Genomic DNA, 14,999 nt, shown 5'->3' on the forward strand with positions numbered 1-14,999 from the left:
CGACCTTACTGTTCAAGTTGTTTTTTAACGAGTCCTAGGCGTAGGTGCTCGGCGGCCTCAGCGCCGCGTTCGCCGGCAATGGAGAGGTCGAGGTAGGTCTGCACCGGGCTCGTGCAGACCGCACCCGGCGCGGGTTCAATCGTGTCGGCGAGCAGTCCCAAATCCTTCGGCACGGTGATGACTACGTTCTCGCCTTTCGAGGCGGGCGCAAGCTTCAGCGCTGCCTGGAGCTTGCGCAGACCTTCCTCGTCGGCAAAGAAGTAGTGCGTGCCGGTGCGCCCGTATGGGGCAAGCCACTGCGCTGCCGAAAAGGACGCGAAGGCAGCATGTCCGCGGCCGCCTTGTGTGCCCAGTGCACTGCGGGCCGCGTCTTCCAGCGCGCTGCCATGCAATGGCGTGTAGAACCGCATACGCTCACCTGACGGCGCGGCGTAGCTGTCGCGCCATGCGTCGAGCAGTGCGTCGGGCTGCGACAGGAGAAGGCCCTCGTCCGAGGCTCGTGCCCATTCCCGATCGATCAAGCCGGCGCGCACATTGCTGACATGCCCCAGGCTGACCCCGGAGATCTCCGACAGCTCGGCGACGCGCCATGCACGGCCGGGTTCGCGCAGCATGGCGCGTAGAACCTGTGCCGACTTCGGCCTGAACAGCGACTTGAGCTCACGTTGTTCGGCCGCTGGCTTGTCTGCCACCATGCGCTCTATGAACACGCCGCCGAAGGCAATCCGGGCGTTTCCCTCCAGATCGAGATAACCGACGCCCTTCTCTTCGCACAGTTGCCTCACTGCGGGTGAGATGTAGGGCGCCATGAAGACGGGGGTAGCCTGCGGGGCTCGCTGCTCCACATAGTCACGCAGTTCCAGCAGCGCAGAACGGGCGTATCGAGGTTGGCCGTTCGATTTGTATTCGCAGACCAGCACGTGCCGCCGCCCGCCCACCAGCAGCCGTGCGATCAAGTCCGGTTCCCACCGGCCGGACACAGCTTCGGACTCGATGCCTTCGATCTGGAGGATCGGGATCTTCTCAAGCAACCGCCGTAGCGCCTCGCCGGCACGGGCTTCTGCTTCGTTCATTGGATTGGACTCTTTCAGCATCCGCTGAAAGTACCATATTTCTTGAAATAGGCCATTAGATTTCACCGTCTCTGGGCCTTTCACCGGATGCTGAAAACCAGCGTGGTGGTGAAATATTGGACATCGTAAGGAATATTCCTTACTCTGCTTGCGTGCTGACCGGAGAACCTCCATGCCCAAGATCCGAGAAGTCGGGACGCTGACCTCGAAGGGGCAGATCACGCTGCCCAAGTCCATCCGCCAAGTGCTGGGAGTAGGCCCTGGTGACAGGCTGGTGTTTGAACAGCGGGGCAGCGACGTGGTTGTGAGCCGTGCCGATGCCGAGCACGAAGACCCTGCCATCGGCGCCTTCCTGGGCTTGCTCGAGGCAGACATCCAAGCCGGCCGGCATCTTGGGTTCCTTCCCAAGGATCTTGCCCAGGCCATGCTGGCAAATGTTGGCCACGTGGTGGCCCTGGATGGAGACATCGAGGGCGAGGTGGCGATTTGATGCAGCGGCATGGCTGGACACTGCTGTTTCATGATCGCGCGATCGAGCAGTTGCGCGGACTACAGGCGCGCGCAGAATGCGCCAAACAAGACGATCGGCAAGGATGCGAGGGCTACGCGAACCTCGGGCTGTTCCACACACTGAGCCGCCTGATCCTCGAAGTCGTGCCAAGCAACCCCTCGCGGGATGCCTACGTTCCGGACAGCATGCAGGGGCAGATCGGTGGTCACTGGCGCCGCATGGAGATCGGGCGGAGCGTCCAACTCTTCTTTCGCTACGATTCCAAGGCCAGGGTGATCGTGTTCGCCTGGATCCACGAAGAACAGGCCCTGTGGTCGGCAGTCAGCAAGTCCGTCCACACCGCGACATCGAAGAAGATCGGACACGGCAATCCACCAGACGATCGGGGGCGCTGATGGCAGCGAATCAGGCGGACTCGCAGCCATCGAAGAAACGGTAGACCGGCATGATTGATTAGATGTTGCAGAGAACTTCGCCTCTTGGTTGAAATCTCGTGCAGGATTCAATCAACCGAACAGCAAACGAGCTTGAGAACCCCACAGGACAAACGTGAGGTAGCACCATGAAACCCGCTGCACAGACCACATTCGCAGAGCGCGTAGGCCGGACCCTGGGCCGGCTGTGGCGGGGTTGCGTGCGGCTGGACCGACGGGCGACCCATCGGCTTGTGGCGAAGGGCTGGGCACCTGGTGTCGCCAAGGCCGTGATACTGCTTGTCAAGCTCGCTGCAATCGGCGTGTTGCTGTTCGCCGCGTTTTGGTCAGCGCTGGTGGCCCTGGGCATCGTGGTGGTTGCCGCTTGGACTGCACGTAGCCTTGACGATGAAGACGACTCGATTAGCCAGACAGAATGGCGGTATGGCCCTGCTGGATACGGTCTCTACACGTCAAACGAGCAGCGGATTGATCCGCACGATCCCGAAGGCGACCAGCCGTAGCTACTTCGCTGCCTTCAGCGCCACCCCAGCACCTTTGCCTCCCGCCACTTGTGCATCTCGCGTCCCAGCGGCCAATCCCTGGATCGCGTTTCCGGCGCGCACTCCAACCCAGCCGAGCGCAGCCACCCAGAAAGCTGGCAATACGATGAACATCGTCGCCATCACAAAATTGAGCAGCATGTCCCCGAATGCGTTGTTCAGCCCGATCAACGGATCGAAGTTGCTGTGCGGCCGGTTCGCGCCGAACCCCCAGCCGTAGAGCGCATCGAGGATCGTGCTGTCGAGCCAGCGCGCGAGCTGGAACCAGAAGTCCACGAAGAACAGCGCAAACTCCACGCAGCTCACCGCGACCAAGGCCTTCAGCTCGTAGGTGCCGATCAGCAGCACCAGCGGGATTCAGATGACGAGCGCCATCTTGAGCAGCGACAGCACCATCGGCAGTGCCTGACGGACCACATCCATGGCCGGGAAGAAGCCCAGCGAGCCGACGGTCAGCCCCAGGTCGCTCGCGCCGCGCGTGACGATGTTCGGCAGCGTCTTGTCGATCTGGCCACCGTAGTCGGTGTAGACGGCGCCCTGGTTCATCTTCTGCTGCCGCGGTGAGACCACGGCGCGGATCACCGAGTCATTGACCTCGCTCTGCGACAGGAAGCCCGCCCAGCGCCCGACGCGGGTCAGCAGGTCCGGGTCGACCTGTTCCAGCAGCCGGCTGCGCAGTCCCTGGCCGCCATCGGCCCACCACTGTCGGCAGGACGGATAGCCGCCGCCGCTGTCCACCTGTGCCAGCCCTGCATCGCGGGTCGCGTCGTAGGGCCAGGCCGTGCGTGGGGTCTTGGCGCGATAGGTGTCATAGAAGCCGGGCGTGTCGAGGAAATAACTCGACCCGATCCAGGTGACGTCGTTCATCTGCTCGTCGGAGAGCGTCGGCCGGTTCATGAACAGCTTGGCGCGCGACGGCCCGTAGCAGTCGTGCGTGAAGTCGGCGACCTCCTGTGCCAGCACCGGATCATCGATGCGCGTGGCATCGACATCCATGCGAATCTGACGCAGGTCCGTGCCGCAGGGAATCGCCGCCACCGCGGCGCCCGTGACCGCCTTCGAGATGGCGTGCATGAAGAACCACCACACCGGCACCAGCGCGCTCTGGTCGTTGAGCGCCGTGTAGACGTTGGACCAGCCCGTGTCGTTGGGCAGCGGGACGCTGACCTGGCATTGCGCAGAGCGCGTGGTTTCAAACTTGATTGTGGCGAGATCCACCGGGATGAACGGGATGCCGGCGAACATGATGACCACGATCGCCACCCACACCCGGTTCTCGATGCGCATCGACGACAGCACGCCCTTGTTGCCCTCGTCCGCACCTTCGCTGCGGGCCTTGAGCCATTCCTGGATCACGATGGCCACGAACGGCAGCGCGAACACGCCGCTGGCCACGAGAATGCTCCAGATGCCGTTGTTGACCACCCAAGCCACCAGGGTCAGGTAATACTCCAGGTAGTCCGTGGTGTAGAGCGTCATTGCCTGCCTCCCGGTCTCAGCCGTGCTGCAACAGTTGGCTGGCTTCCAGCGCGACCACGGCGATCACGGCCGCGATCTCCGTGCGCAGCAGGCGCTGATGCGTCTCGCGGGACGGCTCCCGCCGCAACAGGCGCCGACGCATCCACCACCAGCCGTAAGCCGTCGCTCCGTAGAGGCACAGCCGCCACACGAAGAAGTGGCCGGCGTGCGCCTGCAGCCAGTGCTGCCAGCCCTCAACGCCGCCGACCACGTGGATGCCGGCGATGTTCACCGCCACCGCCGCGGCCACCACCAGCAAGGTCCACAGCAGCGCCACGCCGACGCGGCGGTTGAACAGCCATGGCAGCCGCAGCCAGGCCAGCCGGCTCATGGCGTACCGCTCCGCGGCTTCTGGACTTCCCGCAGACGGTCGCGCGTGGTGTCGCCCTCGAAGACGCCGCGCGAACCGGCAGCGCGGGTGCTGTGGCGCTGGATGATCGCCATCGCCGAGTTGCCGGCCAGCGTGCGGCGCAGCTCCAGCTCAGTCTTGAGGTTGTTGATCTCCTGCTCCAGTGCGCTGTTCTCCTGGTCGACCGCCTGCACGGCCAGCTCGTTGGCGGCGACGTTCGGCTCCTTCTTGCCGGTCAGCAACGTGCGTTGCAGCAGCAGGGCCTTCTCCAGCACGCTGGACAGCGCCGCCTCGGACGCGAGGCGCCGGCCCAGCACGTCCTGGTCGGGCTCGTCACGCAGGGCCTCGATCACGCCGCGGGTGATCGGCAGCGAACTGCTGCCGGCCGCGTCGAGATTGGCCAGCGTCGTCGGCCGGGCGCCCGTCACCAGTTTCTGCAACACCTGCAGCTTGGTCTCGTACTCTTCCTGGATCATTGGCGTGAGCCCGACGCCAGGCGTGGTCTGGGTCTTCGTGCAGTTTTCGCAGGTGCGTTGCTCGCGTTCGCCCAACACGCGGGTCGCCCAGTCGGCGGCCGCCTGGGGCGAGGACCAGGTTTGGCAGGTCAGGCGGTTGCCGCAGGCGCTGCGCGCGATCGACGAGGTATCGGTGGCGCTGCGCCCGTTGAGCAGGTTGTAGCCCGCGCGCGTCACATCGCCGACCACCTTGATCGAACTCTGGCTGGAGCCGCCCGCGTTGCCGCCGCCGACCCAGGGCACGCCGTTGTTCCCTTTGTTGGACTCGGCCTGCTCGATGGCGGAGACGGCATCGGTGCTGCTGATTGCATCCCGCAGCGCCATCCCCTCGGCGAGCTGGTCCCAGCCGGCTTGGCCGCCGGCCATGTCCGCCATCCGATTGGCGATGGCACGGCAGGTCATCTTCGAGCGGTCGAAGTCCAGGCGCGCCTGGAGGATGCCGTTGGTCAGCAGGTTGTAGAGCCCCGGGTCGGCGCGCTGGATGATCAGCGCCGGCAGCGAGGCCACGGCGCTGGTGGCGTTCTGGATCACGTTGCTCATGATCGTCTGGAAGCCGTTGGTGATGCCGTTGAGCTGGTTCTGCAGCGTCGTGGTGATGCTCATGTCGCCGCAGATCAGGTTGCTGTTCCAGCCGATCCCCACGCCGATGCTCTGCATGTTGCCGGCACCACCCATCGACACCGCCCGGCCGCCGCCGATGCTGTAGAGCACGTCGTCGCCGATCACGCTGCCGCTGACGTTCACGCCATTGGGATCGATGCGAGTCTGCGCCCAGGCGACGCCGACGACCAGCGTGATGGCCGCCACGAGCAGCGTGGCCAGCAGGGGCGACTTCGCGCGGCGCAGGAAGTCAGGGAGGGAGGCGTTCATCGTGGGTTCCTCACATGAAATCGACGCTGCCGAGGAAGACCTGGCCACGGCGCCGGCAGCAGGAGTACGGCCGCCACAAGGCCCAGGCGTAGTCGCCCTGCTGGGCCTGCACGCGGGTGCGGCTGTGCGGGAAGACCACGCAACTGTTCGAGAGCGTGGGCGTCAGCTCCTGCCACTTGCCCGTCGAGGCGTCGGTCTCCATCAGCGCGCCGGCCGGCCAGTAGCCGTCGCGGGCGTTGGCCAGCAGGGGCTGGTACACGTGAATCTGGCCGCGGCGCGTCACGATGTCGCCCGCGCGCTGCGCGACCACGGCACCGCTCTTGTAATCGTCGGTCTGGTGCAGGAAACCACCGCGCGGATACACGTTGCCCCAGAGGTTCAGGCCGGTGCGCGTACCGATTTCGCGCCGGCCGGGGATGAGCGCTTCGGGGTAGAACGCTTCCGGGATGTTGTAGCGCCAGGCGATCGTGTCGAGCGTGCTCAGCAGATACGGCATGAAGGCCGTGCCCGCGCCTTCGCAGGTGTAGCCGGAGGCGCTGGCGAACTGGCTGAACACCATCCCGGCCGGATGGCCGATGACATCGGCGTTCTTGAACTTGGCGAGGTTGTTCTCGTTGTCGTGATTGGTCGTGCCGTCACCGCCAGCCTTGGCGGTCGGGTTGGGCATGCTCATCGCCCTGACTTCCAGCCACGGGTTTTCGCCGGTGTTCGAGTAGCTCGACACCACCGCATCGGGGACGTAGTGGCGCACCTTGACGGAAGTGCGAACCGAGCAGCCGAAGGGCGTGCAGTACAGCCAGTAGCAGATTCCGACCACGCGGTATTCGAGGCAGTCGGGGGACAGCGCCGACGAGACGATGGTGGCGGTGTCCAGGGCGAACGTCGACGTGGCCGTGCCCAGCAGCAGCGAGGCGACGGTGGCGCGCAGACGCCGGGATGCCAGCAGGAGGCTCATGGCTGCGTGCTCCGGTAGGCGTTGATGCGCGCGACGGCGCGGAGCACGTCGGGCTCGCCGTAGACCACATAGCGTCGATCGACCACCACGGCGGGAATCTTGGCGATGCCCAGTCCCCAGGCATCCGCGACACCTTGGTAGGCGTGGCCGATGCGGCGCTGCAGGGCCTCGCCGCCGTCATGCAACCGCTGCCGCACCAAGGCCGCGGCCTGTTGGGGGTCGGCCGGCAGGTGCGCGGCGAGTTCGACCTCGATGCGCGCGGCCTGGTCCAGCTCGATGATCCGCACGCCGGCCGGGGCCTGCACCGGATGACGGCTGTCGGTGACGACGAGCACATCGGCGGCGGCCGCGATGGGACCGAGCAGCGCGGCGCACAGTCCAGCGGCCAGCCGGGCGGCCAGGGGACGCCGCGAGGCGGCAGGAAGGTTGAGGGAATGAGCCGGCATGTCGCGCCTCCGCGGAGTCGATGCAGACTCGTAGTCGAGCGCAACGCAGATCAGGGGACGACAAAGAAACCGAAACTGGTCAGTCCCGATTTCCTGCGGACCGACGAAGAGAAACGGGAGCCAAGGGCTCCCGTGGTGATGAAATGAGTGCGCTACAACAAGCCGGCTTCGGCGAACGAGTACGGGCTGCCCTTGCCGACGATGAAGTGATCCAGCACCCGGACATCGACGGTGGCCAGGGCGCTCTTCAGCCGCTCGGTGATCGCACGATCAGCCGCCGATGGCTCGGTGTTGCCCGAGGGGTGCTGATGCGCCAGGATCAGCGCCGAAGCGTTGAGCGCCAGCGCACGCTGGACCACCACCCTCGGATACACCGAAGTCTGGTCGACCGTGCCCTTGAACAGCGGCTCAAAGGCGAGCACCTGGTGCTGGTTGTCGAGAAACACGACGGCGAAGATTTCGTTCGGCTCCGCGACCAGTTTCAGGCGCAGGTAGTCGCGCACGGCGGCGGGACTGCCCAGCGCCGGACCGGCCTTGAACACGCGGTTCTCCAGCAGGGTGATGGCCTGCCGGATGATCCAGTCTTCGTGCTGGGCGGCGAGCAGGGTGAGCGACTCCGGGCGGGAGTCGGCGATGACGAGAGACATGGCGAACCTCCAATGGATGAGATCGGAGGGCGCCTGCCCCTGGAGGGCAAACCCTCCTGGGGACGATGGGGATGGAACAGGTGACGAGCGGGCATCCACCACCGCGGATGCAGTGGCTGTTCGCGTCAAGGGATGCGATGCGAACGGGTGTCGATCAACGCGGACAAGCCGCGCCGCAGCCTTGAAGATCGATGGCTACCTGGGCATGTCACCGGCAACGCCGGCGGGCATATCTGGGGAATGGGCGGGTTCGGCTGCGGTCGTGCTGCTGGCGGCAAGCAGGTCGATGGCCGACAGCAAGGCATCGCCTTCGACGGGACCGTGCAGCAGGAGGGTCTTGCCGGACTCGCGGTCGCGCAGTTGCAGGGCCGGCGTGGCCGCGATGCCCGGCTGTGCGGCTTCCACCGCCTGGGCACGGATGACGGCATCGGGGCGCTCGCTGTCGAGACAACCCTGCATGGCTGGCGTGAGGTCGGGATAGCGCAGACCGTCCGGCAGGCCGTGGCCGTCGCCGCGGGTGTTCGAGTAGAGCCACGCCATGGGCTGGACGATGAGCCTCCGATAGTTCTCGGGGAAAGCTCGCATTTCCCCAGGAGGGGCCATGAATCAACAGACACAGCCATCACCAAGAGAGCATCATTTCTACGTTGCGATTGCCAAGTTCCTTTTCCACCATCCGGAGCATGGCGTTGTATCAGTGCAGGACCCGATCAAGGTCAAGGACGCAGAGCGGTACGGGCTCAGCCCCCTCATACTCTATGGATTGACCGTTGCCGGGTTGCCCATTCGGTGGATGACCTTTACCCCGGTCGATCAGCCCAGGGCCTTCCGGGATGTTCTTTTGGATGCGTGGCGTAACGCCGAGGGCTTGCGTGGCCGACCGGACATTCTGCGGATCAACCGCCACCTCGCGACAGCCAGCCCTGAACTGGCACGGGATATGGCGGAAATCGGAGTCCAGGTCGAGGTCGCCGATGCCAAGGAGAAATCCCTTCCAGCTTCCCTGCGCTCAGCCCAGGACTCCAGCCGGTGGCTGCTGAGGAAGCACGACGGAAAAGACCAGTCTCTTAACGGGTCCATCCAGGCCCTTTGCCGGGACGCTCAAAATGACCACGATTTTCGTGTCAGGGATGGTCACAGAGGCGTAAGCAGCCGCGAGGTCGAGGACAGAATCCAGCAGTGGCTGGCCTTACCGGCGCAAGTACCGGTGCCAACAGTGACAGGTGGGCTCGACTGGCAACCCGGTCCATGGATGTCGTCCTGGGAGACCTCTCTGCCGCCCGATCAGCCCCGTTATTTCAACCTCGACGGGTTCGATGGCAGGACTTGGCTGGTGACAGGTGAGAAGGCACCGGAGGACATCGTTGAGGATGATGATTTCTGGGCCGACAGTGACTATGACAACGCAGCCGAAATCGCCAAGAACCTCGTGGCGTGCTGGCCCAATTCGCCTGCAGACGTTGCCAAGTGTGCAGGGATCACCCTGCGGGAACTTCAATGGTTCACCTCGGGAAAGGCTCCCCTGGGCCGACATGCACGCTTTGACCTGGAAGACTTGCTCGGCATCGAATACGACGAACGCATGGGTAGTTATGTAGGGGCCGGGCCTTATGTCCTGGTGGCCCACAAACCCCAGGCCATCAAGGAGGTCTACGAAGCCATTTCCAAAGGCGGAGACGCACGTCCCTGTGAGATTGTCCCTCGCCAGGGAGCCGCAGACCCAAGCTGGCGATACGTGTTGATCAATACGTGTGGAGAGCCCCCGAGCATTGTGATGGCACCTCGCGGAGCAAATATCACGGAGCGTCTTCCGGACTTGCTTATGAATTATGACGGCATCAGGACTGTCGCCCCGGAGTTCTACCGGGATGTCGTTTCTACCTGCGCCCGGGCCTGCCGCGAACCTGCCGTCAACATCCGGGAGATGAAAGACTTTGTGAAACGCTACGAAGCGCACTGGGCAGATTGCGCCTGGCAGCCGGAGTGATCTACAGGTACTTCTTGAACGTCGCCGCCGCAATGCACACCGCCACGCCGAGCAGCACCGCACTGGGCAGCAGGATCAGCAGCGGGTTCACGCTGACCGGCAGTGCCAAGTAAGTCACCCATGGCAGCACGGCCAGCGGGATCAGGCTGGCCCTGGCGCGGTGATAGATGAACCCCGACTCACGTCCCGCGCCGAAGCGGCGGATGTCCCGGCGCACCAGGCCGTCGACCAGCCCGACGAAAGCGGCCATCAGGAATAGCGGCAGGGTCAGGCACAGCACCAGCAGCCGCACGAGGAAGACCAGCGCGGTGTAGGCCGCCGCGATCAGGTAGCTCTCCACGCTCACGTAGACCAAGCCGATGTAGTAGCGGAAATCCTTGGTCTGGCGATGGCTGCCGGCGCTGGCCTGCGCCGAGGCGTCGCGTATCCAGTCCAGCAGACCGCTTTTCACGAACAGCCAGTCGTAGCCCTGCTCGACCAGCCGGTGCGCGGTGCGCCCCGGCTCCTGCACCAGCGCGCTGCGCGTGAAGTGCGTGGAGAGCTGATCCAGCTCGTAGTGCAGCATGCCCTGCGCGTGTCGCCAGCCCTGCTCGGGCCAGAAGAAGTGCATGCCGACGCATTCGATCAGGATGCACAGCAGCAGCGCGCCGCACAGCACGCCGAAGAAGCGGAACAGCAGCGTGACCAGGCCGGCGATCAGTCCTTGCTGTCGTTGCTGCTGGCGCTGGGCCGCGACGGCCGGATCGCTCATGCTTCGGCCTCTTCGGCCGAGTCCATCTGCTTGAAGTCGTCCAGCAGGTCGTCGGGCAGCGCCTTGTCCTGCAGGCCGAGGATGCCTTGGTTCTCCCACCAGTCTCCTGCCTCGACGTAGTGCTGTCGCATGTAGCCGGCCAGCTCCTGCAGATCCTTCGGCATGGCTTCGTCGGGGTCGGGCGCCGGCAGCGGCATGCGGACTTTCCAGAGGTTGCCGCCCTCGATCAGCGCGAAGCACTGCCCCTTGGGCAAAGCGACCACATGCGCCGGCTCGATCAACGGCACGCTGTTGCTGCTGATGCGGTCCTGGGTGTTGGACGTGAACGCGGTATTGCCGTGCGGGTCGGAGCTGTCGGTGGCGCCGCTCATCAGTGCCGTGGCGTACACCTCGACCTTGGGCAGTTGTCGCGTCAGCAGCTCGGCAGTGGCGGTCTCGCGCACGCGCAGCATGAACAGGTTGTTGAAGTTGCCGACCACCTGGCCGGCCTTGGCACGGTTGCCGATGCGCGCCTCGATGTCGCTCAAGGTCTGCGTGTAGGCCGTCACCTGCACGCCGGCACCGCCGCCCTTGTTGACCATCGGAATGAACTCGTCGCCCATGAGTTCATTGAATTCGTCGGCGTGGACGTTGATCGGAATCTTGGCGCCCGCCGCGGCGCCGGGCAGCCCGTCGTCGATGCCGAACTTGTAGATGAATCGAAAATAGGGGACAGACCACGATTTCCACCGCCTCCGAAAAACGTGGTCGCCCTATTCGCTCAATTCGCACGAATCACGGCGCCGCTTCGACCGCGACCGGCCTTCCGTCGATGAGACTGGCCGCGAAGAACGTCTTCCACTGCCCGGGCGCCGCGGCCCACAGCTGCTGTTCGTGCTCGACGTGCGCGGCGCCGTCCTTCCGCTAGCCACCCCAGGCGACGAGTGCGCCGCAGGGCGCGATCTCCAGCCTGTCGGCATAGACGAACACGGGTGCTCCGTCGCTGGTGACGCACCAGTAGTGCGTACCGTAGTCGTTCGCAGAGCTCATGATGACCTCCATCGCCGCCGCGTGGCAGGGCCCAGGGGGAACGCAACACCGCCCGTGGCGCGCTTGGTTCGTAATAGCATGCGCGGGGCGGAATGCGAAAAATCGGCGACCGCCCGCGTGTGTTCCGTACGAAATAGGGGGACAGACCATGATTTCCCGGCAGAAGAGAGTCACGGCCGCGGAGTCGTGTAGCATATATGCATACCGCAGACACCGTTCGCCGTTATGCCGCGCCGCCCCCGCCTGTCCCTGCCCAACGTCCCGCTGCACCTGATCCAGCGCGGCAATAACCGACAAGCCGGTTTCTACGCGGACGAGGACTACCGGCGATATCTCGAGTGGCTCGACGAGTACGCAGCGACGACCGGCTGCCGCGTCCACGCTTACGTGCTGATGACCAATCACGTTCACCTGCTCGTCTCCGCGCGACGTGCCGAGGCGCCGGGCGAGATGATGAAGGCCCTCGGCCAGCGCTACGTGCAGTACATCAACCGCACTTACCGGCGCAGCGGCAGCCTGTGGGAAGGTCGCTACCGCTCCTGTCCGACGCAGACTGATGGGTATCTCCTGACCTGTCAGCGCTATATCGAGCTCAATCCCGTGCGCGCCGCGATGGTCGAGCATCCGGCCGACTACCCGTGGTCCAGTTATCGCGCGAATGCTCAGGGCGAACCCAGCACACTCGTGGTTCCGCACGAAGTATTCGAAGCGCTCGGCCGGGACGCGCTCGAGCGGCAGGCGGCCTACCGCGAACTGTTCCGCCACGCGCTCGACCCTGGCTTGGTCGATGAGATTCGCCGCGCTACGAACGGCAATTTCGCATTCGGCACTGGGTTGTTCGGCGCGCAGGTCGCCACCGCACTCGGCCGCAGGGCCATACCGGGCAAACCGGGGCGACCGCGAAGACCGCCCTAGCCGGAATCAGACCGCTCTGCGTGAATCTCCGCGATATCACGAACCGATTCACCTCGACTTGCCCGAGCCGCCGTAACAAACTACGATACACTCAATGATAAAGAGCTTTCGCCACAAAGGGATCGAAGCTTTCTTCAGGACGGGCAGCAAGGCCGGAATCACCGCCACGCACGTCGGCCGGCTGGCCCGCCAACTGGCCCTGCTGAACGAGGCGACCCATCCTGGACACATGGACGTGCCCGGTTGGAAGCTGCATCCGCTGGCAGGCAGCCTGAAGGGTCACTGGGCCGTGTTGGTCAGCGGGAACTGGCGCCTGACCTTCGCATTCGAGGGCGAGGATGCCGTGCTCGTCGACTATCAGGACTATCACTGAGGACTTCGCCATGGCACCGATGTACAACCCACCCCATCCCGGCGAAACCCTGCGCGAGGATATCCTGCCAGCGCTCGGCCTGACGGTGTCCGAGGCCGCCCGCCAGCTGGGCATTTCCCGGGTCCAGCTTTCCCGCGTATTGCACGGGCGCGCACCCGTATCGCCCGACCTGGCGCTGCGCCTCGAACAATGGCTGAGCGGGCCGACAGCCGACATTTGGTTGCGCATGCAGATCGCTTACGATTTGTGGCAGGCGCGGCACGGTGGAAGTCTGCCTCGCGTCGCGCCAGCGCAGCGGAAGGCCGCGTGACGGACGGCACGCCGCGACCGTCACACGCCGACCGCGAGAAAATCGTGGTCTGTCCCCTATTTCCTGGGAAAAAGCGCAAGAGTGAACCGGGTGGGGAAGATTCAATTTCACCGGAGGGGAACAGGGGTTCGTCGTTACATTTGCTGCAATGCTAAACTCCCTCTTGTCACGCTGCAGGAGTGAGTATGTTGAATGTTCTTATCGCCGGCGCTTCCCGTGGCATCGGTCTGGGTCTGGCACGTGCCTATCTCGAAGGCGGTGCGCGCGTATTTGCTGTGGCGCGCAATCCGGCCGCGTCACCCGGCTTGAAGGAATTGGCGGTGCAGCACGGTGAACGGTTGCGGGTCGTGACCTGCGACCTGAACACCGTGAGCGCCGCTGACGAGATTGTCACGGCGCTCAACGGCGTGCGCCTCGATCGTGCGATACTCAACGCAGGCATCTACGGTCCGGCGGCGCAGGATGTGGCGACCGCGAGTGAGGCCGAAATCGGCCAGCTGTTTTTTACCAATGCGATCAGCCCGTTGCGCCTGGCGCGCACTCTGCATACGCGACTCGCAAGAGACGCGGTGCTGGGCGTCGTCAGCTCGGAGATGGGCAGTCTCGAGCTCTCGAAGGGCGCCGAGAGTCCGCTGTACGCGGCGAGCAAGTCTGCGCTCAATAGCTTGCTGGCCAGTTGGGCTGCGCAGCTCGGCAAGGCTCGCGACTTCACGCTGCTGGCGCTGCACCCGGGCTGGGTACAGACCGACATGGGCGGTGATAAAGCGCCGCTGACGGTGGAGCAAAGCGTGCCGGGGCTTGTCGCGGTCGTCGAGGCAGCCGCGGGCACGCGGGACTTCCGCTTCGTCGACTACAAGGGCGAAACCGTGCCGTGGTAAACCCCGCGCTGTAAAGGAAATAGGGAACAGGCCACGTTTTTCGACTTGTTCTCCGGTATCCCCGCTTTACTGGATGAGCACCGCAATGACCAATCCATATCTTTCGCCGACCGCGCTGATCGACAGCGATCACCCGGAAGTCATTGCCTTCGCCCGAGCGCACTGTCGCGGAAGCGACGTCCGCGAGCGCGCAGTGTCGCTGTATTACGCTGTACGCGACAGCTTCCGTTACGACCCCTATCGCATCGACCTGTCCGAAACCGGGATGAAGGCGAGCAGCGTCATCGCCAGCGGCGCCGGCTGGTGCGTGCCGAAAGCGACGCTGCTGGCTGCGGTGTGCCGCGCGGCGGGAATTCCGGCGCGGCCGGGTTACGCCGACGTACGCAACCATCTGAGCACCGAACGCATGCGCGAGACCTTCGGAGAGGACCTGTACCGGTGGCACGGCTACACCGAAATTCTCGTCGACGGGTCGTGGTACAAGGCCACGCCGGCTTTCAACCTCGCCTTGTGCGAGCGGTTCGGGTTGCTGCCGCTGGAATTCGATGGCCGAAGCGACTCGATTTATCACCCGTTCGACCGCAGCGGCAATCAGCACATGGAGTACGTGCACCAGCGCGGCCACTATCCCGACGTGCCGCTGTCGCTGATGGCGGAGGATTTCCGCACGCATTACCCGGTATGGCTCGAACAGGCCGAGCAACTGAGGGCGGCGGATTTTCTCGCGGATGTTGAAAGGGAAAACCAGCCCGCGTAGGGGCGGAAACAGGGGACGCTATTTGCGCTGTCGGGCTGAGAAAGCGAACCGAGGGAAGCTATCGGGACTCATCGCACGACCTTGACCCGCCCGCCGGCGAAGCCGCGCGGCGCGGCTCGCGACGATTTCTTCACACCAT

The 14,999-nt window shown here is 64.6% G+C and carries 17 protein-coding genes and 3 pseudogenes; 9 read left to right on the plus strand and 11 right to left on the minus strand.

The window, feature by feature from the left end:
• Positions 1-5 precede the first annotated feature (5 nt).
• Complete coding sequence (locus tag EBN1_RS07090) at positions 6-1,073, minus strand: hypothetical protein (protein WP_197531855.1); 1,068 nt, start codon at positions 1,071-1,073, stop codon at positions 6-8.
• A 172-nt stretch (positions 1,074-1,245) separates the two neighbouring features.
• Between EBN1_RS07090 and EBN1_RS07095 the strand changes: the two genes are divergently transcribed.
• From EBN1_RS07095 to EBN1_RS07105, 3 genes are all read left to right on the plus strand, one after another.
• Positions 1,246-1,563 (plus strand): type II toxin-antitoxin system PrlF family antitoxin, encoded by a 318-nt coding sequence (locus EBN1_RS07095; protein ID WP_041645957.1) that lies wholly within the window; start codon positions 1,246-1,248, stop codon positions 1,561-1,563.
• Entirely contained in the window at positions 1,563-1,979 is a 417-nt protein-coding gene (locus EBN1_RS07100) for a type II toxin-antitoxin system YhaV family toxin (RefSeq protein ID WP_049780213.1), read from the plus strand. Before EBN1_RS07095 ends, EBN1_RS07100 begins: the two co-directional genes overlap by 1 nt.
• Before the next feature lie 167 nt (positions 1,980-2,146).
• On the plus strand, positions 2,147-2,521 hold the full coding sequence (locus tag EBN1_RS07105; RefSeq protein WP_011237254.1) for a DUF3742 family protein: 375 nt from the start codon (positions 2,147-2,149) through the stop codon (positions 2,519-2,521).
• Here the strand turns inward: EBN1_RS07105 and EBN1_RS07110 are convergent.
• From EBN1_RS07110 to EBN1_RS07140, 7 genes and pseudogenes are all read right to left on the minus strand, one after another.
• Positions 2,522-4,039, minus strand: a pseudogene (locus EBN1_RS07110) (conjugal transfer protein TraG N-terminal domain-containing protein).
• A gap of 16 nt (positions 4,040-4,055) precedes the next feature.
• The gene (locus tag EBN1_RS07115; protein ID WP_011237257.1) at positions 4,056-4,409 is read right to left on the minus strand and encodes a hypothetical protein; all 354 of its coding nucleotides are present in this window, start codon (positions 4,407-4,409) and stop codon (positions 4,056-4,058) included.
• Positions 4,406-5,812, minus strand: coding sequence for an integrating conjugative element protein (locus tag EBN1_RS07120; protein WP_011237258.1), 1,407 nt, complete (start codon positions 5,810-5,812; stop codon positions 4,406-4,408). The genes EBN1_RS07115 and EBN1_RS07120 overlap by 4 nt, the downstream gene beginning before the upstream one ends.
• Positions 5,813-5,822: 10 nt before the next feature.
• Positions 5,823-6,767: a TIGR03756 family integrating conjugative element protein gene (locus EBN1_RS07125; RefSeq protein ID WP_011237259.1), complete on the minus strand. Its 945-nt coding sequence runs from the start codon at positions 6,765-6,767 to the stop codon at positions 5,823-5,825.
• On the minus strand, positions 6,764-7,213 hold the full coding sequence (locus EBN1_RS07130; protein ID WP_011237260.1) for a TIGR03757 family integrating conjugative element protein: 450 nt from the start codon (positions 7,211-7,213) through the stop codon (positions 6,764-6,766). The genes EBN1_RS07125 and EBN1_RS07130 overlap by 4 nt, the downstream gene beginning before the upstream one ends.
• A gap of 152 nt (positions 7,214-7,365) precedes the next feature.
• The gene (gene radC / locus EBN1_RS07135; RefSeq protein WP_011237261.1) at positions 7,366-7,860 is read right to left on the minus strand and encodes a RadC family protein; all 495 of its coding nucleotides are present in this window, start codon (positions 7,858-7,860) and stop codon (positions 7,366-7,368) included.
• Positions 7,861-8,055: 195 nt separating this feature from the next.
• Positions 8,056-8,406, minus strand: a pseudogene (locus EBN1_RS07140) (DsbA family protein); the annotation flags it as partial.
• A gap of 55 nt (positions 8,407-8,461) precedes the next feature.
• On the opposite strand from EBN1_RS07140, the gene EBN1_RS07145 reads away from it, so the two are divergent.
• Positions 8,462-9,847 (plus strand): hypothetical protein, encoded by a 1,386-nt coding sequence (locus EBN1_RS07145; RefSeq protein ID WP_011237263.1) that lies wholly within the window; start codon positions 8,462-8,464, stop codon positions 9,845-9,847.
• A 1-nt stretch (position 9,848) separates the two neighbouring features.
• Here the strand turns inward: EBN1_RS07145 and EBN1_RS07150 are convergent, their stop codons facing one another.
• The 3 genes and pseudogenes from EBN1_RS07150 to EBN1_RS07160 form a co-directional block, all read right to left on the minus strand.
• Positions 9,849-10,598, minus strand: a complete 750-nt coding sequence (locus EBN1_RS07150) for a TIGR03747 family integrating conjugative element membrane protein (protein WP_011237264.1) — start codon at positions 10,596-10,598, stop codon at positions 9,849-9,851.
• A pseudogene (locus EBN1_RS07155) lies at positions 10,595-11,293 on the minus strand (TraM recognition domain-containing protein); the annotation flags it as partial. The pseudogene EBN1_RS07155 and the gene EBN1_RS07150, both read right to left, overlap by 4 nt.
• Before the next feature lie 208 nt (positions 11,294-11,501).
• Positions 11,502-11,627, minus strand: coding sequence for a hypothetical protein (locus EBN1_RS07160; RefSeq protein ID WP_256469880.1), 126 nt, complete (start codon positions 11,625-11,627; stop codon positions 11,502-11,504).
• Positions 11,628-11,852: 225 nt separating this feature from the next.
• On the opposite strand from EBN1_RS07160, the gene EBN1_RS07165 reads away from it, so the two are divergent.
• The 5 genes from EBN1_RS07165 to EBN1_RS07185 all read left to right on the plus strand — a co-directional run bounded on the left by EBN1_RS07165 (position 11,853) and on the right by EBN1_RS07185 (position 14,860).
• A complete protein-coding gene (locus EBN1_RS07165) occupies positions 11,853-12,542 on the plus strand; it encodes a transposase (RefSeq protein WP_011237267.1) in 690 nt (229 codons plus the stop codon).
• A gap of 94 nt (positions 12,543-12,636) precedes the next feature.
• Positions 12,637-12,915: a type II toxin-antitoxin system RelE/ParE family toxin gene (locus EBN1_RS07170; RefSeq protein ID WP_041645963.1), complete on the plus strand. Its 279-nt coding sequence runs from the start codon at positions 12,637-12,639 to the stop codon at positions 12,913-12,915.
• Between the two features lie 10 nt (positions 12,916-12,925).
• Positions 12,926-13,225, plus strand: coding sequence for a HigA family addiction module antitoxin (locus EBN1_RS07175; protein ID WP_011237269.1), 300 nt, complete (start codon positions 12,926-12,928; stop codon positions 13,223-13,225).
• 185 nt (positions 13,226-13,410) lie between these two features.
• Entirely contained in the window at positions 13,411-14,103 is a 693-nt protein-coding gene (locus EBN1_RS07180) for an SDR family oxidoreductase (protein ID WP_011237270.1), read from the plus strand.
• An 85-nt stretch (positions 14,104-14,188) separates the two neighbouring features.
• Entirely contained in the window at positions 14,189-14,860 is a 672-nt protein-coding gene (locus EBN1_RS07185) for a transglutaminase-like domain-containing protein (RefSeq protein ID WP_157866591.1), read from the plus strand.
• Positions 14,861-14,999: the final 139 nt, after the last annotated feature.

It is taken from the genome of Aromatoleum aromaticum EbN1, assembly GCF_000025965.1.
Taxonomy (GTDB): domain Bacteria; phylum Pseudomonadota; class Gammaproteobacteria; order Burkholderiales; family Rhodocyclaceae; genus Aromatoleum; species Aromatoleum aromaticum.

Excerpts from the sequence above, each read along its gene's own strand:
- EBN1_RS07090 (WP_197531855.1), bottom strand. The coding sequence starts at position 1,073 with ATGAACGAAGCAGAAGCCCGTGCCGGCGAGGCGCTACGGCGGTTGCTT.
- EBN1_RS07095 (WP_041645957.1), top strand. The coding sequence starts at position 1,246 with ATGCCCAAGATCCGAGAAGTCGGGACGCTGACCTCGAAGGGGCAGATC.
- EBN1_RS07100 (WP_049780213.1), top strand. The coding sequence starts at position 1,563 with ATGCAGCGGCATGGCTGGACACTGCTGTTTCATGATCGCGCGATCGAG.
- EBN1_RS07105 (WP_011237254.1), top strand. The coding sequence starts at position 2,147 with ATGAAACCCGCTGCACAGACCACATTCGCAGAGCGCGTAGGCCGGACC.
- EBN1_RS07115 (WP_011237257.1), bottom strand. The coding sequence starts at position 4,409 with ATGAGCCGGCTGGCCTGGCTGCGGCTGCCATGGCTGTTCAACCGCCGC.
- EBN1_RS07120 (WP_011237258.1), bottom strand. The coding sequence starts at position 5,812 with ATGAACGCCTCCCTCCCTGACTTCCTGCGCCGCGCGAAGTCGCCCCTG.
- EBN1_RS07125 (WP_011237259.1), bottom strand. The coding sequence starts at position 6,767 with ATGAGCCTCCTGCTGGCATCCCGGCGTCTGCGCGCCACCGTCGCCTCG.
- EBN1_RS07130 (WP_011237260.1), bottom strand. The coding sequence starts at position 7,213 with ATGCCGGCTCATTCCCTCAACCTTCCTGCCGCCTCGCGGCGTCCCCTG.
- radC (WP_011237261.1), bottom strand. The coding sequence starts at position 7,860 with ATGTCTCTCGTCATCGCCGACTCCCGCCCGGAGTCGCTCACCCTGCTC.
- EBN1_RS07145 (WP_011237263.1), top strand. The coding sequence starts at position 8,462 with ATGAATCAACAGACACAGCCATCACCAAGAGAGCATCATTTCTACGTT.
- EBN1_RS07150 (WP_011237264.1), bottom strand. The coding sequence starts at position 10,598 with ATGAGCGATCCGGCCGTCGCGGCCCAGCGCCAGCAGCAACGACAGCAA.
- EBN1_RS07160 (WP_256469880.1), bottom strand. The coding sequence starts at position 11,627 with ATGAGCTCTGCGAACGACTACGGTACGCACTACTGGTGCGTCACCAGC.
- EBN1_RS07165 (WP_011237267.1), top strand. The coding sequence starts at position 11,853 with ATGCCGCGCCGCCCCCGCCTGTCCCTGCCCAACGTCCCGCTGCACCTG.
- EBN1_RS07170 (WP_041645963.1), top strand. The coding sequence starts at position 12,637 with ATGATAAAGAGCTTTCGCCACAAAGGGATCGAAGCTTTCTTCAGGACG.
- EBN1_RS07175 (WP_011237269.1), top strand. The coding sequence starts at position 12,926 with ATGGCACCGATGTACAACCCACCCCATCCCGGCGAAACCCTGCGCGAG.
- EBN1_RS07180 (WP_011237270.1), top strand. The coding sequence starts at position 13,411 with ATGTTGAATGTTCTTATCGCCGGCGCTTCCCGTGGCATCGGTCTGGGT.
- EBN1_RS07185 (WP_157866591.1), top strand. The coding sequence starts at position 14,189 with ATGACCAATCCATATCTTTCGCCGACCGCGCTGATCGACAGCGATCAC.